Genomic DNA, 20,909 nt, shown 5'->3' with positions numbered 1-20,909 from the left:
CCTCAGGCGCCCTGCCGCACCGAGAAGATCAGCAGCATGGTCACGAGAAAACCGGTGAAGAAGTTCAGCCAGAGAAACCGCTTCCAGCCCCGGTTGGCTGTTTCCGAGTCTTCATCGCTGACCGACCAAAACGGCATCGCCGCGAGCATATACGGAACCGCCAGCACCGCGGCGAGCGGCCCCGGCCACGGTGTGGCAAGCATGAGCAGGCCGGCCAGAGCCCAGAAGGTGATCGCGAGACGCACTGTCGGCCAGGCGCTGAGCGCCGTCGCAATCGACGCGATCCCGGCCTGGCGGTCGGGTTCGACGTCCTGCACCGCTCCGAAGGCGTGGCTGGCCATGCCCCACAGAAAGAACGCCCCGAGCAGTGCGAGCAAGCCGAAGTCGATCGTGGCTCCGGCCACCGCGAGGCCATAGACAGCGGGACTCACGAAGTGGGTGCTCGAGGTGATGGAGTCGAGAACGGGTCGTTCCTTGAACCGCAGCCCGCGAACCGAGTACGCCACCACCGCGAACAGGCTCACGACCAGCACCACCCATGACAGCGGATGCCTAGCCCCCGCCAGCACGACCATCGCCCCGCCCACAATCCCCGCGCTCAACACCCCGGCGACAATCACCGTGCGGTGCAGAGCGGGATGCAGCAGGGCCCCCTCGGCACCGCCCTTCCGAGGGTTGCGCAGATCGGACTCGTAGTCGAAGACATCGTTGATGCCGTACATCAGCAGGTTGTAGGGAATGAGAAAGAACAAAGTGCCCACGATCAGCAGCGCGTCGATGCGTCCGGTCGTCACGACGTAGGCCGCAGCGAAGGGGAAGGCGGTGTTGATCCAGCTGAGCGGCCGCGATGACAGCACGACCTGCCGGGTCTTCCAACCGGTCGTGCCGAGCTGCTCAGTCATCCGTTCGTCCTAACCTGGTACCGCCCGAAAGCACCCACAGGGCCGGAAGCAGGATCGCTGCGGCCAGCGGGTAGGCAAAATCTTCGATCGGGGCGAGACCGACGAACAACCCGGAGATGTGGTCCGGGTCGTAGCTGAACAGACCGGCTCCGATCATCAGGTTATCGAATACGGCCGTGAGCAGCAGGGTCAGCGTGAGGGCAACCGCCACGGCAGCGACGAAACGGGCTGAGATCACGCGGCGCAGCACCGCGACGACGGCCAGCACCAGTGCGAGTACGAGAAAGACGGCGTTGAGCACGAGGTAGGTCACATCGTCCTCCGGTCCAGCACGAGCCGGGCGCCCTGCACCAGGTTCATGGTGAGGTAGCAGAGAAAGGTGAGAAAGAACAGCTCCTCGACCGGCAGTTCCGGAGCCAACTGCAGTCCGGTCATCAGCTCCGTCTCACCCCGATAGAAGATACCCAGGCCGATGCCGAGCAGATCCCAGGCGAGAAAGAACAACACCCCCGCGCCGAGCACGATGGCCGCCCTGCCGGGGGAGCGCCAGAAGAACAGGCGAAAGCGCCAGTCCAGCACGATCATCCCCGCGAGGGAGACCAGCAGCGTCAGCAGGTACAGAACGCTCACGACCGCTCGTGCGCAGACTCCACGGAATTTCCGGCGGCCCGCCGGGGCCGAGGCGGCAGCGGCTCGGCGAGCGGACCGGTCGAGGTGTCATGGCGCATCCGCTTGAGTAGAATTTCTGCGCTGATCAGGCACATCGGCAGGCCGATGCCGGGAATGGTGGTGCCGCCGGCATAGTAGAGGCCCGAGATCTTCTTCGACATGTTCGAGCCGCGCAGGAAGGCGCTCTGCCGCAGGGTGTGTGCGGGGCCGAGGGCGCCGCCCTTCCACGAGTTGAGGTCGTCGGCGAAGTCGGCCGGGCCGACGGTGCGCCGCACCACGACGCGCTCGGCCAGGTCGCCGATATCAGCCCAGCGCGAGACCTGCTCGATAGCCGCGTCCGCGATCAGTTCGATCGCCCGCGAACCGGCGCCGCTGATGCCGCCATGCCCGAGGTTCACGTCGGGCGGCACCGGAACCAGCACGAACAGGTTGCTGTGACCGGTCGGCGCCACCGACGCATCCGTGGCGCTCGGCATGCAGACGTAGAGTGATGCCGGTGACGGCACCGAGGGGTTCTTGCCGAAGATCTGACCGAAATTCTTGCCCCAGTCCGTCGTGAAGAACAGCGAGTGGTGCTGCAGCTGGGGCAGCTCCCCTGTCACGCCGAGCATGACCAGCACGGCCCCCGGCCCCGACACCCGCTTGTCCCACCAACGCTCGGGATAGGTCTGCAGTTCGGCCGGCACAAGCATGGTTTCGGTGTGGTGCAGGTCGGCGGCGGAGACGACGTTGTCGGCGTCCAGGCGCACGGTCTGGCCGGTCGCATCGAGGTAGGTCACTCCGGCGATCGTTCGATCGTCGGTCACCCGAATCGCGGTGACCCGCGCATCGGTCACGATCCGCACACCCTCGGCGCTGGCGATCGCGGCGATGCTGTCGATCAGTGTTCCGAAGCCGCCCTGCGGGTAGAGCACCCCGTCCGCGAGGTCGAGATGACTCATGAGGTGGTACATCGACGGGGTCAGGTTCGGCGCCGACCCCAGAAAAACGGCCGGGTAGCCGAGAACCTGGCGCAGCCGCGGGTCGGTGATATAACCGGCCACGAACTTGTCCAACGGTTGCAGCAGCAGGCGGGCCAGCCGCCCGAGGCGCCGCAGCACATCGGGCACCAGAAACGGCCGGAACGATTCAAAGCTCGAATACAGAAACCGTTTCACGGCCATGTCGTAGGTCTCGGTCGCCGAATCGAGGTAGCGGTCCAGCGCACGGCCGGCGCCCGGCTGCACCGATTCGAACAAGCGGATGTTGGCGGCCCGGTCGGCGAGAACATCCAGCGGAGTCGGGTCCCCCTCAAAGAGCACGCGGTAGCCGGGATCCAGTTTCACCAGATCGAGCTGCTCCGCCGCGGTAGTACCGAACAGGCGGTAGAAATGCTCGAACACCTCCGGCATCAGGTACCAGGACGGCCCGGTGTCGAAACGAAAACCGTCGGTGTCCCAGACGCCGGCCCGCCCACCGAGTTCCGCGCGGGCTTCGAGCAGGGTCACGTCGTGGCCGTCCCGAGCGAGCAGGGCAGCGCTGGCCAGACCGGCGATGCCGCCGCCGATCACGATGGTGCGCGTCATCGCTTCCACGCGCCGCGGCCGAGGGTGGAGTTCAGGGCAATCATCAGTTTCTCTCCGTCGGGCACCCGAACGCGGGCGCGCAGTAACTGGTCGGCCGGGGTCGACCGCAGTCGGTGGGACAACCGGGTGAACAAACCCTGGGACGCGGCGACCGCACGGCGGCAGCCGGGCGGCAGCAGCGGCAGTACGGCGCTGGCGATGGCCAGGTCGGCATCGATGTCGTCGAGGATCACGTTCTTCTCAGCGTCGGTGAGATGCAGCGGGTCAATCCCCGGAAAGTAATTGCGGCCGAGCTCCTCACGGTCACACGATAAATCCCGAAGAAAATTGATCTTCTGAAAAGCCGCGCCCAGATGGCGGGCACCGTCTTCGAGCACCGCGAGCTCGGCAGCGGTGCGCGGCGAGACCTGCACGAAACAGCGCAGGCACATCAGCCCAATCACCTCGGCCGAACCATAAATGTATTCGGCGACACCCTCCACGGTGAACGGTGCCGGGTCGAGGTCACGTCGCATCGACGCGAAGAACGGGCCGATCAGGCTGGAATCGATGCCCGACTGCCGCGCCGTCGCGGCGAAGGCGTGCACGACGAGATTGGTGCTGTAGCCGCGCACGATCGCGCGTTCGGTCTCGAGTTCGAGTTCGTCGAGCAGCTGGCGCTGCTCATCGACCGAGACGCCGGCCTCGGTGGCGGCCCCGTCGACGATCTCGTCGGCGATGCGTACGAGGGCGTAGATCGTGCGCACGGGCGTGCGAACCCGGGCGTCGAGCAGCCGGGCGGCGAGCCCGAACGAGGTGGAGTACTGGCCGATGACCGTCGTTGAACTCGCCCGTGCCGTTTTCGCGTACTTGCTGAGGTTGGTGTGCGAGTCGCTCGTTCGCGGCGACGTTCGCAGCGGGGCCACTAGCGGGCCCGGTTCACTGCTGCGTCGGCCAGCTCGGTCAGTCGCGCCCGAAGTTCAGCGGGAATGACGGCCGAATCGAGGGCTTCGATCGCCAGCCGGGAGTGATCGTAGGCGAGCCCTTCAGCGGCAGCCTTCGCGCCGCAAGCTCGCAGATGCTCGCGGGCCCGTTCGGCCTCCTCGTCGCTGAGGTCGATCTTGCCGAGGTACGGCGCAATCAGCGACCAGGTCTCAGTGCCGCCGGCGTGGGCGATCATGGCGGTCTGCTTGCCCTCTCGCAGGTCGGCCTTCACGCTCTTGCCGGTTTTCACCGGGTCGCCGAACACTCCGAGCAGGTCGTCCGTTAGCTGGAATGCTACGCCAACGAGGCGTCCGAAGCGCCCGAGCAGACGAATCGCCTCGGCGGATGCCCCGGCGAGCACGGCCCCGGCCTGCAGGGGGGCTTCGAACGAATACACGGCGGTCTTGTTCTCGAGGGTGGTGATGACCTCCGCCACGGTGAGCGGATGCCGCGCCGAGCTGTTGGTGACGTCAGCCAGCTCCCCGGCCGCCGAGACGAACACGGCCCGATCGAGCAGGTCGAGCAGCCGCAACCGGGTACGCACGTCGACGGGAAGCTTGGCGAGCGCACGGTGCGCTTCGCTGAGCGCGAGGTCACCGGCGAGAATCGCCGCGGCCGCAGCCCACACCCCGGCCTGATCGGCGGCAGCGCCGTGCGCCAGGGCGCGGTCGTTGAATCGGCCGGCGATATTGGCCACCCCGCGGCGGGCCAGGTCGCGGTCGATGACGTCATCGTGAATGACAAAGGCCGTGTGCAGCAGCTCGAAGCTCACCGCGACCGGAGCGACGAGGGACTGGTCGCGGCCGCCGAAACCGGAGTAGGCCGCCAAAACCAGGGCGGGGCGCACGCGTTTGCCGCCGCTGCTGGCCTGTTCCAGCGAATCCCACAGTGCCACATAGTGCTCGCCGTAATCGCTCGCCCGCAGGCGCGCAGCCGCGAAGAACCGGGTCAGCTCGGTCTCGACGCCCGCCGGAACAGTGTCAAGCACGAAAACTGTCCAGCTCGTGCACCTGCAGGGCCATCCACGGGCTGAACGCCCACGGGGCGTCGGTGACCGCCCGATACAAATCCGCCGGGCGGGTCCACGCATATTCGGCCACTTCGTCGGGATTCAGCGTCGGCTCCTGGTCGGTGCGGGCCAGATAGACCGGGCAGATTTCATTTTCGACGATGCCACTGCTGTCGGTCGCACGGTAGCGGAACAGCGGCAGGGCCAGGTCGATTGCTTCAATCTGCAACCCGAGTTCATGGCTCGCTCGGCGCTCGACCGCCTGCGCCAGCGGTTCGGCGGGCAGCGGATGCCCACAAAACGAGTTGGTCCACACTCCCGGCCACGCCTTTTTACTCAACGCCCGGCGGGTCACGAGCACTTCGCCGAGCGAGTTGAAGACGTAACAGGAGAAGGCCAGGTGCAGCACGGTCTCTGACCCGTGCACGCTGTACTTCGGAGCGGTGCCGATGTGGCGCCCCTCTTCATCGAGAAGGATCACATGTTCATCAAGAGCATCGATGGTCTGCACGGGGGCTCCCCTTCTCGGTTCAACTGATCAACAAATAAATAACTAACCAAGTTAGCGACTGCTCACGTTACCATGGGCGTATGTCCCAAGATGAGAGTAACCCCCCAACACAGGGGACGTACTGGTACGACCCCAAGAAAATGGGCATTTCTTCGGCCATGGAAGTTTTGCGTGCCGTTCGACGGTTTCGGGTGGCCGACGCCGCCATGCGTCATCGGGCTCAGGCGGAGATGCGCGTCAACGAAACAGACCTGATGGCCATTCGCCACCTCATCGCCTGTGAACGCAAGCACCGTCCAGCCAGCCCCAAGAACCTCAGCGAATTTCTGAACATCTCGTCGGCAGCCACCGCGAAACTGCTCTCGCGGCTCTCCGCTTCGGGTCATATTCGCCGTGAGGTGAACCCCGATGACGGTCGGGCGCAACGGCTGTTCGCCACCCAGTCCTCGCACGAAGAAATGCGCCACGCGCTGGCGGGAACGCACGATCAGCTGATGCAGGTCGCCCTCGAACTCACCGCCGACCAGCAGCTGGCCGTCGTTCGTTTTCTCGACGCGATGAGCGCGATCGCGGTCATGCCCCGTGCGGAGAATCTGCCCTCCGGCACGGTCACGACCCAGGGAGGCAGCTGAGGCACCGGCATCCGCTTAAGATGAATCAGTGACTCAACTTCTTCCCTCGCCGCCGTTGTCGGCCGCCGCGCACGTTAAGGCCCTCTTGGCCTCGTACCCCGATTTTCCCCAGCCGGGCATCCTGTTCCGTGATCTCAATCCGGTCTTCGCCGATGCGGCAGCGTTTCGCGCGCTCGTCGATGAACTGGCCGACCAGCACCGCGGACAGTTCGACGCGGTCGCCGGCATCGAAGCGCGCGGTTTTCTGCTGGCGGCGGCCGTCGGGTACGCCGCCAACGCGGCCGTTCTCGCCGTGCGCAAGGGGGGCAAGCTGCCCGGCACCGTGTTGACCGAAGAATACGACCTCGAATACGGGTCGGCACGGCTCGAACTCGAAGTCGGCCAGCTTCCCACGGGCACCCGTGTGCTCATTCTCGATGATGTGCTGGCGACCGGTGGCACCATCGCGGCCACCACCCGCCTGATCGAACGGGCCGGTTACACCCTGACCGGCGTCGGCGTCGTACTCGAACTCACCGACCTGAACGGTCGTGAGCGTCTCGGTACCGCCCCGGTGCACGCGATAATGTCCGTTTAGGGCGGATGAATTCTTTTTCGCGTCGGGGACGGGCATGCTTAGTGCATGACTGAGAGTTCGGGCGCCGACCTGAGCGACGCGCGTGGGTCCGCGGTCCCGCGACCCTTACCGAACCGCGACAGCGGTGATGCGTGGGTGCACGCTCCGGACGGCCGCAAATATTGGGGAAGATTCGGCGCGGCCGGACTGCTCGTGCATCACCGGCGCCTCGGTGTTTTGCTGCAGCACCGTGCGGTCTGGAGTCATTTCGGCGACACGTGGGGCCTGCCCGGTGGTGCCCGCCACGAGAACGAGACGGCGATCGAGGCCGCCCTGCGTGAAGCCAGGGAGGAGGCCGGCGTACCCGCTCACCTGGTGCAGCTCAAGTTCACTTCCCTGTTCGACCTGGGATTCTGGTCGTACACCACCGTCGTGGTCGAGGCGACGGAAGAATTCGAACCCGTAATCAGCGACCAGGAGAGCATCGCCCTGCGCTGGGTGTCGGCCGATTCCGTCAGCGAGCTCGCCCTCCACCCCGGTTTCGCCTCGAGCTGGCCCGCCCTGCGCGGACGGCTCGGCTGACCGGGTCGCGTCTCGATAGACTCAGCAGCGTGACAGGGGCAGCGAACACAGTGGTCAGCGATCGGGTGCTGACCCTGCCCAACATGCTCAGCTGTCTGCGCCTGCTGCTGGTGCCGGTCTTCCTCGTACTGCTCGCCCAGGGAGCGGATGCCTGGGCCCTCGTCGTGCTCAGCATCTCCAGTTTCACGGACTGGCTCGACGGCTTTCTCGCCCGGCGCTGGCATCAGATCACCCGGCTCGGCCAGCTCCTGGATCCCGCCGCGGATCGCCTCTACATTTTTGCCGCGCTGATCGGGCTGGCCTGGCGTGACCTCGTGCCATGGTGGATCGTTCTGGTCGTCGTCGGACGCGATGTCTTCCTGCTGGCGCTGGGAATCATCCTGGCGAACTTCGGCTTCGGTCCGTTGCCGGTGCACCAACTGGGCAAGGTGGCCACCTTCTGCCTGTTCTACGCCCTGCCGATGATCATGCTCGGGCAGGCCTTTCCGCAACTGGAATGGTGGTCGCAGCCGGTGGGGTGGGCCTTCGCCATCTGGGGTGCTTTCGTGTACTGGTGGGCCGGCATCATCTATGCCATTGAAACGATGCGAGTGATTCGGCTGCCCAGGGTCCTCGAGGGTGTATCTTCCGATACGCTGGAAGGATAGGAGGTGCACGGTGGTCGATTTTTCCGGAAAGCACAATTCCGAGGAACAGAACGAGCCCGTGCCCACAGTTCAGCCAGAGAACCCGACGACAGGCGAAGCAATGCCCAGCAAGGCGCAGTCCACCCCAGCATCCTCTGACAGCGGAATGCCCGGCGAATCCACGACGGTGCATGACATGCTCAGCACCGACACGACGATGAACTTCAGCCAGGAGTTCGCCGCCCAGATCGCGTCGATCGGCTCCAACGTGACGGCTGAGGAGCAGGAGTCCATCGCGGCTCTGCCTTCCGGATCGGCCCTCATGGTCGTTCGCCGCGGCCCCAATGCCGGTGCCCGGTTTCTGCTCGACGCCGATCACACGAGCGTCGGTCGCCACCCCAACGCCGACATTTTTCTCGATGACGTCACAGTGTCGCGCCGTCACGCCGAGTTCCTGCGCAACGGGACCGCCTTCACGGTGAAAGACCTCGGCTCGCTCAACGGTACCTACTTCGACGGCGAACGCATCGAAACCGCTGCGTTGACGGATGGCGCCGAGGTGCAGGTCGGTAAGTTCCGCCTCACCTTCTACGCTTCGCGCCTCGACCTCGCCCGCGCGGCGAGCGAGTAGTGGCGGCGAATTCCGCCCAGGCCCGGTCCGTGTCTGTGTCGGCAGCGAAAGTGCAGGCGCCAGGTTCGGCGCCGCTGCTCAGCATCGGGCAGGTTCTGGCACGTCTCACCCCGGAATTCACCGACCTGACCCCGTCCAAGCTGCGCTTCCTCGAAGAACAGGGACTCGTCTCCCCGGCCCGCACGGAATCCGGCTACCGCAAGTTCTGCACCAGTGACGTCGACCGTCTGAGACTGGTTCTCTCGATGCAGCGCGATCAGTACCTGCCGTTGAAAGTCATCCGCTCCTATGTCGATGACCTGGACGCCGGTCTGTCGCCCGTGCTGCCGGGTGGAGCCACCCCTGGACCGTCGATGCTCGGGACCGCGCGTCGCCTCACCCGCGACGAGCTCCTGCGTGAGGCCGGAGCGTCCGCGACCCTGCTGCACGACGCCGTCTCCGCGTCCATCATCCTGCCTGCCGAGTATTACGGTGACGGCGTGCTGCCCGTGTTGCGCGCCTTGGTCGAGCTGCAGCGCAGCGGCATTGAGCCGCGCCACCTCCGTGGCTTCCGCGGGGCCGCCGAACGCGAACTCGGACTCATCGAAAGCGCCCTCGTGCCGCTCGCGCGCCGCAAAGACGCGTCCAGCCGGGCCAAGGCCGCCGAAATGGCCGTCGAGATCGCCGGGCAGCTCGAGGTCATTCGTGGCAGCCTGATTCGCTCCGCACTGGGCCGACTGACCCAGTAGGTCGTAGACTGACTCCGGCACCCAGCGACGCCGTCGTTGTCTGGAGTCCGTCGGTCACCTGCTGGTTCGCCCGCACGACCGACACGCCAAAACCGGTCACGCGAATGTCAGGCCCGCAAGCCCCGCACCTCGGTACCGTAGAGGGAACCGTCACAGCACGACGTTCGCAAGCCAGCACCACCAGCGCCAGTTCTATCCCGCACCACTTTTCCGCACCACAGTGTCTGATGTTCGCTTGATCGCAGCAGTCAGCCACCGCACGACGTAACCCCCGAGAGGCAACCCTATGAGTGAGCTCAAGCCTGATGCTGAAGCTTCGCGCTACTCGTTAGGACTGCTGTTCACCGATGGCATGCCCGAGCTCGATGAGAACTCCGGCTACCGCGGCGCCGTTGCGGCTCGTGCCGCAGGCATCAGCTACCGCCAGCTCGACTACTGGGCCCGCACCGGCCTGGTCGAACCAACGGTGCGCGGTGCGGCCGGCTCCGGGTCGCAGCGCCTCTACGGCTTCCGCGACATTCTCGTGCTCAAGCTCGTCAAACGTCTGCTCGACACCGGCATTTCCCTGCAGCAGATTCGCACCGCCGTCAACCAGCTGCGCGAATCAGGCATCAGCGATCTGGCCCAGACCACCCTCATGAGCGACGGTGCCAGCGTCTACCTGTGCACCTCCAACGACGAGGTCATCGACCTGGTCAGCCGCGGCCAAGGCGTCTTCGGCATCGCCGTCGGCAAAGTGCTCCGCGAGGTCGAGACCAGCCTGGTCGAACTCGACATGCAGCCCGTCGACCCCACCGATGAGCTCGCCGCCCGTCGAACCACCCGCAAAATCTCCTAGCGCCGCCCCGCCAGCTGTCACGCTGCGAAGCAGCCGTGCCCTCCTCCCCGCGGGCTCTTCGCGTCACGCTGCGAAGCAGCCGTGAATCGCATCGGGAACGCGCCCATCCCGAAGTCGATGCGGGGGGCGGTTGTCTGCGGGGTGCGAGTTTCGCCGTTCCGGAGGCGGAATCCGAGCGCTTTATTCGGATTCCACCGGACCAACGGCGATGTCTGAGCCGAGGAGCAGATGACTGCCCCCGCATCGCCCCCAAATCACCCCGCGACGCCGCAAGTGCCGAGTCAGCGACCTCGCAGAAGCGCAGGCTCGACTCAGACCGCAGGAGCCTCGGCGTACTCACCGATGCGCGCCGTGCGCAGCACCCGGTCGAGCAGCTGGTCGAAGAAGCCCGCCATTTCGAGAGCGCTGTCACCGGGCCAGATGTGCAGCGGCTTCGCGGCGCCCTGCGCCTGCTGCAGCGAGGTGCGCTCCGGCAGCTGCGGGGTCAGCACGAGCGGGCCGAACATGTCGCGCAGTTCCTTGATCCGAAACTGGTGCTCCAGCGAGGCGGTGCGGGCCCGGTTGACGATAATGCCGAGCGGCTGCAGTCGCGGGCTCAGCCCCCGACGGATTTCTTCGATCGCGCGCAGCGCACGGTCGGCCGCAGCGACGGAGAACAGGCCGGGCTCGGTGACGACGGCGACACGGTCACTCGCGGCCCACGCTGTGCGCGTGAGGGCGTTCAGGGAGGGCGCGCAGTCGATCAGCACGAGCTCGTAATCTTTCTCGATCGTCGAGAGTGCCTCTTCAAGCTTCCAGATGTCGCGGATGCTCGGGTGCGGACCGTCGAAGTTGATCGCCGACGGGCTGCCGATCATGACGTCGATCGTGCCGGGACGGTTGCGCGTCCACCCACTCGGGGCGATGGCCGCGCGAACGGTTTTCTCCTTGGGCGAAGCGAGAACATCGGCGACGTTGAGGTGACCGGCTACCTGGATATCCATGCCGGTTGACACATCGGACTGCGGATCAAGATCCACAACGAGTGTTCGCACGCCACGGGCGAAGGCAGCAGAAGCAAGACCAAGGGTCACCGTGGTCTTGCCGACACCACCCTTAAGGGAACTTACGCTGAGTACGTGCATGAGTAGCAACGTTACCTTCACTAGTGTTAGAGAACCTAACCGTTAGCTGTGCGCCGCGTACGCCCTCGAAAGGCTTGCATGTTTGAGAAAATCCTTGTTGCCAACCGTGGAGAGATCGCAATCCGCGCCATGCGCGCGGCTTACGAGCTCGGAGCCAAGACCGTGGCGGTGTTCCCGTTCGAGGATCGCAACTCTCTGCACCGGTTGAAAGCGGACGAGGCGTACCAAATTGGTGAGGTGGGGCATCCGGTTCGCGCGTATCTCGACGTGAGTGAAATCATCCGTGTGGCCAAGGAATGTGGCGCCGACGCCATCTACCCCGGCTACGGTTTTCTGTCGGAAAACCCCGAATTAGCGGATGCTGCGGCGGCAGCCGGCATCACCTTCATCGGCCCGGGCGCCGACGTGCTCGAAATGGCCGGCAACAAGGTCACCGCGAAGGAACACGCTATCGCAGCCGGCGTTCCCGTGCTCCAGTCGACGCAGCCGTCGACCGATGTTGAACTTCTAATCAGCCAGGCCGATGAGATCGGCTTCCCCATCTTCGCCAAGGCCGTCGCCGGCGGCGGCGGGCGCGGCATGCGTCGCGTCGCGAAGAAGAGCGAGCTGCGCGGAGCGCTCGAAGAGGCCATGCGCGAGGCGAAGAGCGCCTTCGGCGACGCCACGATGTTCCTCGAAGCGGCCGTGCTGCGCCCGCGACACATCGAGGTGCAGATTCTCGCGGATGCCTCCGGTGAGACGGTGCACCTGTTCGAGCGGGACTGCTCGGTGCAGCGTCGCCACCAGAAGGTCATCGAGATCGCCCCGGCACCGAACCTCAGTGATGAGATTCGGGTGCAGCTCTACGCCGACGCCATCAAGTTCGCCCGGTCGATCGGCTACGTCAACGCCGGCACCGTAGAATTCCTGCTCGACACCGTCGGAGAACGCGCCGGGCAGCACGTGTTCATCGAGATGAACCCGCGCATCCAGGTGGAGCACACCGTGACCGAAGAGGTCACCGATGTCGACCTCGTGCAGGCCCAGATCCGCATTGCTGCGGGGGAGACCCTCGCAGAGATCGGCCTGACCCAGGGCGAGATCCGGCTGCGCGGCGCGGCCCTGCAGTGCCGCATCACGACCGAGGACCCCGCTGCCGGGTTCCGACCCGACACCGGCAAGATCACCACCTATCGCTCACCGGGCGGCGCCGGCATCCGTTTGGACGGTGGCACGGTCAACACGGGCGCGCAGATCAGCCCGCACTTCGACTCGATGCTCGCCAAGCTCACCTGCCGCGGCCGCGACTATGCCGCCGCCGTGGTGCGGTCCAAGCGGGCGCTGGCGGAGTTTCGTATTCGCGGCGTCTCCACCAACATCTCCTTCCTGCAGGCCGTCCTCGACGACCCCGACTTCGCCGCCGGCGACCTGAGTACTTCCTTCATCGACGAGCGCCCGGAACTGCTGCGTGGTCGGGAATCCAAGGACCGCGGTACGAAGATTCTGAATTGGCTCGCCGAGGTCACCGTGAACCAGCCCAACGGGGTGCCGCCGACCACGGTGCACCCGCGCGACAAGCTGCCTCAGCTCGACATCACGACCGCAGCCCCCGACGGCTCCCGCCAGAAGTTGCAACTGCTCGGCCCCACCCGGTTCGCCGCCTCCTTACGCGCCCAGACCGCGCTGGCCGTGACCGACACCACCTTTCGCGACGCCCACCAGTCACTGCTCGCGACCCGCGTGCGCACGAAAGACCTCGTTGCCGTGGCGCCCTATGTGGCGCGCCTGACGCCGCAACTGCTCTCGGTCGAAGCCTGGGGCGGCGCGACCTATGATGTGGCGTTGCGGTTCCTCGGCGAAGACCCGTGGGAGCGCCTGGCGAGCCTGCGGGAAGCGCTGCCGAACATCAACCTGCAAATGCTGCTGCGCGGCCGCAACACCGTGGGCTACACCCCGTATCCGACCGAGGTGACCGACGCTTTCGTGCGCGAAGCGGCCGACACCGGCGTCGACATCTTCCGCATCTTCGACGCGCTCAACGACGTGTCGCAGATGCGCCCGGCGATCGACGCGGTGCTGAACACCGGCACCGCTGTGGCCGAAGTCGCCGTCTGCTACACCGGCGACCTGCTCGACCCGGCCGAGAACCTCTACACCCTCGACTACTACCTGCGCCTGGCCGACCAGATCGTCGCCAGCGGCGCCCACGTGATCGGCATCAAGGACATGGCCGGGCTGCTCCGGCCGAGCGCGGCCGAGAAACTCGTGGCCGCGTTCCGCGAACGGTTCGACCTGCCCGTGCACGTGCACACCCACGACACCCCCGGCGGCCAGCTCGCGACGCTGCTGGCCGCCGCGCGGGCCGGTGCGGACGCCGTCGACGTGGCCTCCGCTCCGATGGCGGGCACGACCAGCCAGCCATCGGCATCCTCTCTCGTCGCTGCCCTCGCCCACACCGAACGTGACACCGGCATTTCGCTCAAGGCGACAACCGACCTCGAACCCTACTGGGAAGCCGTGCGCACCCTGTACGGCCCGTTCGAATCGGGCCTGAGTGCGCCGACCGGCCGGGTGTACTCGCACGAGATCCCGGGCGGGCAGCTGTCAAACCTGCGTACCCAGGCCGTCGCGCTCGGTCTGGCCGACCACTTCGAGCTGATCGAAGACATGTATACCGCGGCGAACACCATCCTGGGCCGGGTGCCCAAGGTCACCCCGTCGTCGAAGGTCGTCGGCGACCTCGCTCTCTACCTCGCCGCGGTGAAAGCCGACCCGGCCGACTTCGAGCAGAATCCGGGCAACTACGACGTGCCAGACTCCGTCATCGGGTTCATGGCCGGCGAGCTCGGCGACCTGCCCGGCGGCTGGCCGGAACCCTTCCGCACCAAGGTGCTCGCCGGACGTAACGTGCGCGTCGGCATCACCGAGATCACTGCGGGGGAGCGCACCGCGCTCGAGGCCACGAGTGCCGAGCGGCGCGCGATGCTCAACCAGCTGTTGTTCCCCGCCCCGACTCGCCAGTTCGAACAGGTCAGGGAAACGTACGGTGACCTCTCCGTCATCGACACCGTCGACTACCTCTACGGCCTGCAGCAGGGCCAGGAACATGCCGTGGAAATCGCCAAGGGCGTGCGTCTCTACGTGGGCCTGGAAGCCATCGGCGAAGCCGACGACAAGGGCATGCGCACCGTCATGACCATCCTCAACGGCCAGCTCCGCCCCGTGTTCGTGCGCGACACCAGCATCACCGTGCAGACCAAAATTGCCGAGAAAGCGGATGCGAACCAGCCCGGCGAGATCGCGGCCCCCTTCTCCGGCGTGGTCACCCTGCAGGTCGAAGAAGGTGCCCAGGTCGAAGCCGGCCAGAGCGTCGCCTCGATCGAAGCCATGAAAATGGAAGCCGCCATCACCTCACCGATCGCGGGAACCATCGAACGCGTTGCCATCCCGCACACGCAGCAGGTGGATGCGGGCGATCTGCTGGTCACGGTGCGCCCGCGCTAAGATTAGGGCCGTTATCGACCAGTTGAGGATGTACCGTGTCAGACAAACGTAGTGACGACCAAAGCGCGCCTGCACGCCCGGTGTCTGCCGCCCGGCGAACCCGCGACGAGCGCGACAACGCCAACACCACCGGCGGGGACCAGCGCGGCGACGACAACCGCGGAGACGGTTACACCGGTGCCAACTTCGACCGGGCCAGTGTCGACCGGGCCAGTGTCGACCGGGCCAACTTCGACGGTGACAGCTACCACAGCGAACTGCCACCGCACACGATCGACAACCTCGCGGCCTCCCTGCCCGAAAGTCTGAGCGTACCGATCGAACTGCCCGCCGGGCCGCGTCGCACGGTGGCCGCCCCCGGTCGCTCGACCGCCGTCAGCGGTGCCGTCACGCCGACCACCCGGTTCGTGTCGACCCCGGCCACCCACACCATCGAGATCAGTACTCCCGCGCCGGCCCGCGCTGCCGGGGCCAGTTCGGCGATCGAATCGCTCTCGAGAACGGATGCCGCCGCATCCGTTCGGCGCGACCGCGTGCGCTCCGAGAGCAGCACAGCTCCCGAGTCGGCGGCCATGCTGACGTCGGATCGCCTGCTCGCCGTCAACCGCAAGACTCGAAAAGCGCCGCAAGGCGCCTGGCCCGAATTCGTCTACGCGGCCACCCTGCACCTGGTCAACCTCGGCGACTCCGCCAAGGTGCAGGCGTACAAGGAGATGAGCGAACGCATCCGCCGCCAGTTCGAGGGCGGCACCCGTTTCGTGCCCATCCTCACTCGCAAGGGCGGCGTCGGTAAGACCACCGTCACGACGCTTCTCGGCATGGCCCTGGCCGATGCCCGCGACGACCGCATCATCGCCATCGACGCCAATCCCGACCGCGGCACCCTCTCGGAGCGGGTCAGCAAGCAGACCCGGTCGACCGTGCGCGACGTCGTGTCGAAGGCCGCGTCGATCGGCAACTTCACCGATTTCTCCGCGCTCGTCTCCCGCGACGAGACCCGCCTTGACATCCTCGCCTCCGACACCGACCCGCTGCTCTCGGAAGCGTTCGACGAGAACGACTACAACGTGGTCGCCGACCTCGCGGCCCGCTACTACTCGATCGCCCTCACCGACTGCGGCACCGGCATCGTGCACTCGGTCATGCGGGCCACCCTGCAACGTGCCGACTCCATTGTGATCGTCTCCGGCGGCAGCGTCGACGAGGCCCGCCTGGCCTCCGAGACGCTGACCTGGCTCGAAGCGAACGGCTACGGTGACCTTGTGCGCAACGCCATCGTTGCGCTCAACACCGCCACCCAGGGCACCAACCTGGTGCGGCTCGAGGAGATCGAGTCGCACTTCCGCTCCCGGGTCCGCGAAATTGTGCGCATTCCCTACGACCCCCAGCTCGCCGCCGGCAGCGTCGTGTCGTACAAAGACCTCAAGCCGATCACCCGGCTCGCCGCCCGAACGCTCGCCGAGCTCGTCGTCGAGGGTCTGCCCACCGACCGCAACCCGTAGCCGGCCGCCGCCCGTCGCTCGCGCGTCACCACCCGCCCTACCGAGGAGTTTCCCCGTGCCCGAACGCCAGATCCGTCTCTTCGGAGATCCGGTGCTGAAGACCGCCTCCGACCCGATCGCGACTATCGACGACCGGGTACGCGGCCTCGTGCAGGACCTCGTCGACAGCGTGCGCCTGCCCGGGCGGGCCGGCGTCGCCGCCTCCCAGATCGGCGTGAACCTGCGTGCGTTCAGCTATAACGTCGACGGCGTCGTCGGCTATATCCTCAACCCCACCGTCATCGAGCTCTCCGGCGAACCCGAGCTCGTTGACGAGGGCTGCCTCTCGGTGCCCGGCCTCTGGTACCCCACCAAGCGCTACCCCTTCGCCCGCGTCGCCGGCATCGACCTCGATAGCAATCCCGTCGAACTCTCCGGCACCGGAATCATGGCCCAGGCTTTGCAGCACGAAACCGATCACCTCGACGGCTACCTCTACATCGACCGCTTGGACAAAGAGAACCGCCGTGCCGCCATGAAGGAAATCCGAGAGTCCACCTGGTTCTAGCCCGCCTGCTCACCGTTTCAATCTCTTCGGTTGGAACACTGCCGGGGCTCGGGCGAAGCCTCAAGCATGAGGGACCGGGAAAAGTGTTTCGCGGAGTTGCGAGTTGCATGTCTGAGCGGGGAGCGGAATGCTTTTCCCGGGCCCGACCCGTCAGAAATTGAGCTGGGCCGGGCGCGAACGCAACCCGACCCACCAGAACCGCACTGAGCCCGACCAATGAATACGCAGAGCCGGGCCCGCCTCAAACTACTCGCGCAGTGAAATTCCCTCAGTAGCAGGCGCGTTCGAGTACATCGTCTCGATCTCACCGGCGAAGTCCCGCAGAATGATGTTGCGCTTGATACTCATTTTCGGCGTCAGGTGCCCGCTGTCCTCGGTGAATTCAATTGGCAGCAGGGTGAACTTGCGAATCGACTCCGCCCGGGACACGCCCTCATTGGCATGGTCGACCGCGCGCTGAATCTCCGCCAGCACAGACTTGTTGACGGATGCCTGTGCGAGCGACATGCCGGCATCCTCCTGGTGGTTGTTCAGCCAGACCGGCAGCATGTCGGGGTCGAGGGTGATGATCGCGCCGATGAACGGCTTCTGGTCGCCCACCACGACGACCTGGCCGATCAGCGGATTTGCGCGGATCGGGTCTTCGAGCGCGGCCGGAGCGACATTCTTGCCGCCGGCCGTCACGATGATCTCCTTCTTGCGCCCGGTGATGGTGAGAAAGCCGTCGGCGTCCAAGTCGCCGATGTCGCCGGTCTTCAACCAGCCGTCGTCGAAGGTGGCAGCGGTGGCCTCCGGGTTCTTCCAGTATTCCTTGAAGACGTTGACACCCTTCACCTCGATCTCGCCGTCATCCATCACGCGCACCGAGACGCCGGGCAGCGGCGGTCCGACGGTACCGATTTTGGCCCGGGTGGCGAGCCCAACTGTTGCCGGAGCCGTCGTCTCGGTCAGGCCGTAGCCCTCAAGAATGACGATACCGAGGCTCTTGAAGAAGTGCCCGAGGTGGGCGCCGAGCGGGGCGGAACCGGAGACCGCCCAGACGACTTTGCCACCCATCGCGGCGCGTAGTTTGCTGTACACCAGCTTGTCGAACAGGGCGAACTTGATCTTCATGCCGAGTGGAATCGACGTTCCGGCTTGCTCAAGCTTGGAGTGCTCGACGGCCACGTGCGCGGCAGCGTCGAAGATCTTGCCCTTGCCGCCGGCGACGGCCTTCTGCTGGGCCGAATTGTAGACCTTTTCGAAGACCCGCGGAACCGCGAGCAGAAAGGTCGGTTGAAAGCTGCCGAGTGCGGCCAGCAGCGTTTTGGTGTCGGCCTGATGGCCGACGCGCACTCCGGCGTGCACGCAGAGCACCGAGATGAATCGTGCAAAAACGTGGGCGGTGGTGATGAACAGCAGGGTGGAGGCGCCGTCGGGGTGAACCAGGACTTCCCGAAGCGCAACCGCTGCGTTGCGGCTGGTTTCGAGGAAGTTCGCATGGGTGAGCACGCAGCCCTTGGGTTTGCCGGTCGATCCGGAGGTATAGATGAGGGTGGCAATGTCGTCGCCAACGGCGAGAGCGCGGCGGCGTTCGATTTCAGCATCCGTCACGTTGACGCCCCCGGCAACGAGCTTGTCAAGGTCGCCGAGATCGATCTGCCAGACCGAACGGATGTCCGGCAACTCCGGGTGTACCTCATCGAACCGGGCAAAATGGTCGGCGGTTTCGACAATGACGGCCAGGGCGCCGGAGTCGCTGAGGTTCCACTGCACCTGGCTGGGCGAGCTGGTCTCGTAGACGGGCACCAGAACGGCCCCGGCGAACCAGACGGCGAAGTCGATCAGGGTCCACTCATAGCGGGTCTTGCAGATCAGCCCGATCTTGTCGCCGGGTTCGATGCCGGCGGCAACAAGGCCCTTGGCCAGTGCCACAACCTGAGCGTGGAACTCCCGGGTGGTGACGGGCAGCCACTGGCCGTTCCGGGGAAGCGAGAACAGTACGAGGTCCGGAGTCGCGGCGAGGCGGTCCATGAGCAGGTCGGTGATGTTGGCGCCAGGATCGGCGGGAACGACGGCGGGCATTTCAAACTGTTTCACGGTAGCTCCTTCGGTACCGGCTGAACAATTCACTGCCCCTGCAACCAAATGTCTGCAGTGAGCGGGTGTTTCATGCAGCGGCAAACTGGTTTACTACACTCTAGATGGTGTCAGGCATCGCCGCCCGGTCCCTTTAGTCCACTATCCGCTCACCCGAACGAAAGGTGCCCCGTGCACGCCATAGGTATCGATATCGGGGGCACCAAGATTGCCGGTGCACTCGTCGACGAGGCGGGCAGCATCATCCGCTCTGATCGACAGCCGACCACGCCGGGAAGCCCGGGCGAGATCGAGGACACCGTCGTCGCTATGATTCTGGGCCTGTCCGAGGGCGAGGATGTCGTGGCGGCAGGGGTCGCTGCGGCCGGATTCATCGACTCGGCCCAGTCGACGGTCTACTACGCCCCGAACATCAGCTGGCGTAACGAGCCGTTCAGGGACAAGCTCGAGGCCCGGCTCGACCTGCCCATCATCATCGAGAACGACGCAAACGCCGCCGGCTGGGCTGAATTTCGGTTCGGCGCCGGACGTGCGTACACCGACATGGTCACCCTCACCATCGGCACCGGCGTCGGCGGTGCGATCGTGACTAACAACGCCCTGTTCCGCGGCGGTTTCGGCGCCGGCGCCGAGCTGGGTCACCTGCGCGTGGTGCCCGACGGGCTGCCCTGCGGCTGCGGTGCCCACGGCTGCCTGGAACAGTACGGATCGGGTCGGGCGCTGCTGCGCATCGCCAACGAATTCGCGGATGCCGGCGGCATCGGACTCGGTCTGGCCGGCGCCCGCGAGCGGCGAGGCAAACTCACCGGCAAAGAAGTCGGACGGCTGATCCAGGACGGCGACGGCGGCGCCCTTGCCGCGCTGCGCCAACTGGGCGGCGTGCTCGGACAGGCCTGCGCGAGCCTTGGCGCGGTGCTCGACCCTCAGGTGTTCGTGTTCGGCGGGGGAGTGGCCGCCGCCGGCGACCTGCTGCTCGAACCGATCAAGGCGGCCTACCTCGACTATCTGCCGGCGCGCGGCTATCACCCTGAGGCGGAGTTCGCGATCGCCCAGCTCGTCAATGATGCGGGGGTGGTCGGCGCGGCCGACCTGGCCCGGCTGCACGCGGTGCGCTGAGCGACGTGTGTGCGGGGCAGCGCGCGGCATCCGCTCTGCTGCGGGGCGACTAGGCTTTCGTAGTCGGATAAAGGAGTGCGAATGTTCTATTGGTTCATGAAGAACATCGTTATCGGCCCGCTGTTGCTCACCCTGTTTCGACCGTGGATCATCGGCTTGGAGAATATTCCGAAGACCGGCCCGGTTATTCTGGCCAGCAATCACCTGTCGTTCATCGACTCGGTCTTTCTGCCGCTCGTCGTGCCGCGCCGGGTGGCTTTTCTGGCCAAGAGCGACTATTTCACCGGAAAGGGCGTCAAAGGCTGGGCGACGCGGCAGTTTCTCACCGCTGCCGGCCAGCTGCCCATCGACCGGTCGGGCGGCAAGGCCTCGGAGGATTCCCTCAACACCGGCCTGCGCGTGCTCGGTGAAGGCCGCATTCTCGGAATCTATCCCGAAGGCACGCGCAGCCCGGACGCCCGCCTGTATCGCGGCCGCACCGGCGTGGCGCGGATGGTGCTGGAATCGGGTGTGACGGTCATTCCGGTGGCCATGATCGACACCGAGAAGGCCATGCCGACCGGCACGCGCATTCCTCAGGTGCGACGCATCGGCATCGTCATCGGCAAGCCGCTGGACTTCACCCGGTTCGAGGGGATGGAAGGCGATCGCTTTGTGCTGCGCAGCGTCACCGACGAGCTCATGTATGAGTTGCAGCGCCTGAGCACCCAGGAATACGTCGACGTCTACGCCTCCTCCGTGAAAGAAAAGCGGGCGAGCCTTTCGCGCTAGGCTGAAAGAAGTGCTGTCTGCGGCTTTGGCGCGGCGCACCTCATCCATTTCGGGCCGGTACCCGCTGCCGGTTCA

At 65.8% G+C, this 20,909-nt stretch carries 21 protein-coding genes; 12 read left to right on the top strand and 9 right to left on the bottom strand.

Translation table 11 applies throughout. From position 1 onward, the window contains the following. Positions 1-2: 2 nt before the first annotated feature. From BMW72_RS10050 to idi, 7 genes are read right to left on the bottom strand one after another with little or no spacing between them, the layout of a single operon-like run. Positions 3-902: a prenyltransferase gene (locus tag BMW72_RS10050; RefSeq protein WP_092110124.1), complete on the bottom strand. Its 900-nt coding sequence runs from the start codon at positions 900-902 to the stop codon at positions 3-5. Then, complete coding sequence (locus BMW72_RS10045; RefSeq protein WP_092110122.1) at positions 895-1,215, bottom strand: lycopene cyclase domain-containing protein; 321 nt, start codon at positions 1,213-1,215, stop codon at positions 895-897. Before BMW72_RS10045 ends, BMW72_RS10050 begins: the two co-directional genes overlap by 8 nt. After that, a complete protein-coding gene (locus tag BMW72_RS10040; RefSeq protein WP_092110121.1) occupies positions 1,212-1,532 on the bottom strand; it encodes a lycopene cyclase domain-containing protein in 321 nt (106 codons plus the stop codon). The genes BMW72_RS10045 and BMW72_RS10040 overlap by 4 nt, the downstream gene beginning before the upstream one ends. Then, a complete protein-coding gene (crtI, locus tag BMW72_RS10035; RefSeq protein ID WP_092110119.1) occupies positions 1,529-3,136 on the bottom strand; it encodes a phytoene desaturase family protein in 1,608 nt (535 codons plus the stop codon). The genes BMW72_RS10040 and crtI overlap by 4 nt, the downstream gene beginning before the upstream one ends. Further along, the gene (locus BMW72_RS10030) at positions 3,133-4,041 is read right to left on the bottom strand and encodes a phytoene/squalene synthase family protein (protein ID WP_241984046.1); all 909 of its coding nucleotides are present in this window, start codon (positions 4,039-4,041) and stop codon (positions 3,133-3,135) included. The genes crtI and BMW72_RS10030 overlap by 4 nt, the downstream gene beginning before the upstream one ends. Continuing rightward, the gene (locus BMW72_RS10025; protein WP_166787804.1) at positions 4,041-5,087 is read right to left on the bottom strand and encodes a polyprenyl synthetase family protein; all 1,047 of its coding nucleotides are present in this window, start codon (positions 5,085-5,087) and stop codon (positions 4,041-4,043) included. The genes BMW72_RS10030 and BMW72_RS10025 overlap by 1 nt, the downstream gene beginning before the upstream one ends. After that, entirely contained in the window at positions 5,080-5,619 is a 540-nt protein-coding gene (gene idi / locus BMW72_RS10020) for an isopentenyl-diphosphate Delta-isomerase (RefSeq protein ID WP_241984047.1), read from the bottom strand. Before idi ends, BMW72_RS10025 begins: the two co-directional genes overlap by 8 nt. Positions 5,620-5,759: 140 nt before the next feature. Between idi and BMW72_RS10015 the strand changes: the two genes are divergently transcribed. From BMW72_RS10015 to BMW72_RS09985, 7 genes are all read left to right on the top strand, one after another. Further along, positions 5,760-6,251 carry a MarR family winged helix-turn-helix transcriptional regulator gene (locus BMW72_RS10015; RefSeq protein WP_166787805.1) on the top strand — a complete coding sequence of 164 codons (492 nt, stop codon included), beginning with the start codon at positions 5,760-5,762 and terminating at the stop codon, positions 6,249-6,251. 28 nt (positions 6,252-6,279) lie between these two features. Next, the gene (locus tag BMW72_RS10010) at positions 6,280-6,828 is read left to right on the top strand and encodes an adenine phosphoribosyltransferase (protein WP_092110113.1); all 549 of its coding nucleotides are present in this window, start codon (positions 6,280-6,282) and stop codon (positions 6,826-6,828) included. A gap of 45 nt (positions 6,829-6,873) precedes the next feature. Further along, on the top strand, positions 6,874-7,389 hold the full coding sequence (locus tag BMW72_RS10005; RefSeq protein ID WP_092110111.1) for an NUDIX domain-containing protein: 516 nt from the start codon (positions 6,874-6,876) through the stop codon (positions 7,387-7,389). A 29-nt stretch (positions 7,390-7,418) separates the two neighbouring features. Beyond that, positions 7,419-8,036, top strand: a complete 618-nt coding sequence (locus BMW72_RS10000) for a CDP-alcohol phosphatidyltransferase family protein (RefSeq protein ID WP_241984048.1) — start codon at positions 7,419-7,421, stop codon at positions 8,034-8,036. 145 nt (positions 8,037-8,181) lie between these two features. Further along, positions 8,182-8,646 (top strand): FHA domain-containing protein, encoded by a 465-nt coding sequence (locus BMW72_RS09995; RefSeq protein ID WP_092110233.1) that lies wholly within the window; start codon positions 8,182-8,184, stop codon positions 8,644-8,646. 29 nt (positions 8,647-8,675) lie between these two features. Then, the gene (gene ftsR / locus BMW72_RS09990) at positions 8,676-9,374 is read left to right on the top strand and encodes a transcriptional regulator FtsR (RefSeq protein WP_092110231.1); all 699 of its coding nucleotides are present in this window, start codon (positions 8,676-8,678) and stop codon (positions 9,372-9,374) included. A gap of 286 nt (positions 9,375-9,660) precedes the next feature. After that, a complete protein-coding gene (locus BMW72_RS09985; protein WP_092110109.1) occupies positions 9,661-10,212 on the top strand; it encodes a MerR family transcriptional regulator in 552 nt (183 codons plus the stop codon). Positions 10,213-10,523: 311 nt separating this feature from the next. On the opposite strand, the gene BMW72_RS09980 is transcribed toward BMW72_RS09985, so the two are convergent. Continuing rightward, the gene (locus BMW72_RS09980; RefSeq protein ID WP_092110106.1) at positions 10,524-11,336 is read right to left on the bottom strand and encodes a ParA family protein; all 813 of its coding nucleotides are present in this window, start codon (positions 11,334-11,336) and stop codon (positions 10,524-10,526) included. Positions 11,337-11,414: 78 nt separating this feature from the next. Between BMW72_RS09980 and BMW72_RS09975 the strand changes: the two genes are divergently transcribed. From BMW72_RS09975 to BMW72_RS09965, 3 genes are read left to right on the top strand one after another with little or no spacing between them, the layout of a single operon-like run. Further along, positions 11,415-14,819, top strand: coding sequence for a pyruvate carboxylase (locus BMW72_RS09975; RefSeq protein ID WP_092110104.1), 3,405 nt, complete (start codon positions 11,415-11,417; stop codon positions 14,817-14,819). A gap of 35 nt (positions 14,820-14,854) precedes the next feature. Beyond that, positions 14,855-16,321 carry a MinD/ParA family ATP-binding protein gene (locus tag BMW72_RS19265; protein WP_241984049.1) on the top strand — a complete coding sequence of 489 codons (1,467 nt, stop codon included), beginning with the start codon at positions 14,855-14,857 and terminating at the stop codon, positions 16,319-16,321. A gap of 55 nt (positions 16,322-16,376) precedes the next feature. Beyond that, positions 16,377-16,868: a peptide deformylase gene (locus BMW72_RS09965; protein WP_092110102.1), complete on the top strand. Its 492-nt coding sequence runs from the start codon at positions 16,377-16,379 to the stop codon at positions 16,866-16,868. Positions 16,869-17,114: 246 nt separating this feature from the next. Here the strand turns inward: BMW72_RS09965 and BMW72_RS09960 are convergent, their stop codons facing one another. Next, on the bottom strand, positions 17,115-18,947 hold the full coding sequence (locus tag BMW72_RS09960; protein WP_092110100.1) for an AMP-dependent synthetase/ligase: 1,833 nt from the start codon (positions 18,945-18,947) through the stop codon (positions 17,115-17,117). Positions 18,948-19,118: 171 nt separating this feature from the next. Between BMW72_RS09960 and BMW72_RS09955 the strand changes: the two genes are divergently transcribed. Both BMW72_RS09955 and BMW72_RS09950 read left to right on the top strand, forming a co-directional pair. Next, positions 19,119-20,063: an ROK family glucokinase gene (locus BMW72_RS09955; RefSeq protein WP_092110098.1), complete on the top strand. Its 945-nt coding sequence runs from the start codon at positions 19,119-19,121 to the stop codon at positions 20,061-20,063. Between the two features lie 81 nt (positions 20,064-20,144). Further along, positions 20,145-20,834, top strand: a complete 690-nt coding sequence (locus BMW72_RS09950) for a lysophospholipid acyltransferase family protein (RefSeq protein WP_092110096.1) — start codon at positions 20,145-20,147, stop codon at positions 20,832-20,834. The last annotated feature ends 75 nt before the right edge of the window (positions 20,835-20,909 follow it).

This window comes from Cryobacterium luteum (assembly GCF_900110125.1).
Classification (GTDB): Bacteria; Actinomycetota; Actinomycetes; order Actinomycetales; family Microbacteriaceae; genus Cryobacterium; species Cryobacterium luteum.
Note: the sequence above shows the minus strand (reverse complement) of the source record. Positions and strands in the feature narration are given on the sequence as shown.

What these genes read in the sequence shown, in the direction of transcription:
- BMW72_RS10015 (WP_166787805.1), top strand. Translation starts at nt 5,760, where the DNA reads ATGGGCATTTCTTCGGCCATGGAAGTTTTGCGTGCCGTTCGACGGTTT.
- BMW72_RS09985 (WP_092110109.1), top strand. Translation starts at nt 9,661, where the DNA reads ATGAGTGAGCTCAAGCCTGATGCTGAAGCTTCGCGCTACTCGTTAGGA.
- BMW72_RS09950 (WP_092110096.1), top strand. Translation starts at nt 20,145, where the DNA reads ATGTTCTATTGGTTCATGAAGAACATCGTTATCGGCCCGCTGTTGCTC.
- crtI (WP_092110119.1), bottom strand. Translation starts at nt 3,136, where the DNA reads ATGACGCGCACCATCGTGATCGGCGGCGGCATCGCCGGTCTGGCCAGC.
- BMW72_RS09995 (WP_092110233.1), top strand. Translation starts at nt 8,182, where the DNA reads ATGCCCGGCGAATCCACGACGGTGCATGACATGCTCAGCACCGACACG.
- BMW72_RS09975 (WP_092110104.1), top strand. Translation starts at nt 11,415, where the DNA reads ATGTTTGAGAAAATCCTTGTTGCCAACCGTGGAGAGATCGCAATCCGC.
- BMW72_RS10005 (WP_092110111.1), top strand. Translation starts at nt 6,874, where the DNA reads ATGACTGAGAGTTCGGGCGCCGACCTGAGCGACGCGCGTGGGTCCGCG.
- BMW72_RS09980 (WP_092110106.1), bottom strand. Translation starts at nt 11,336, where the DNA reads ATGCACGTACTCAGCGTAAGTTCCCTTAAGGGTGGTGTCGGCAAGACC.
- BMW72_RS10050 (WP_092110124.1), bottom strand. Translation starts at nt 902, where the DNA reads ATGACTGAGCAGCTCGGCACGACCGGTTGGAAGACCCGGCAGGTCGTG.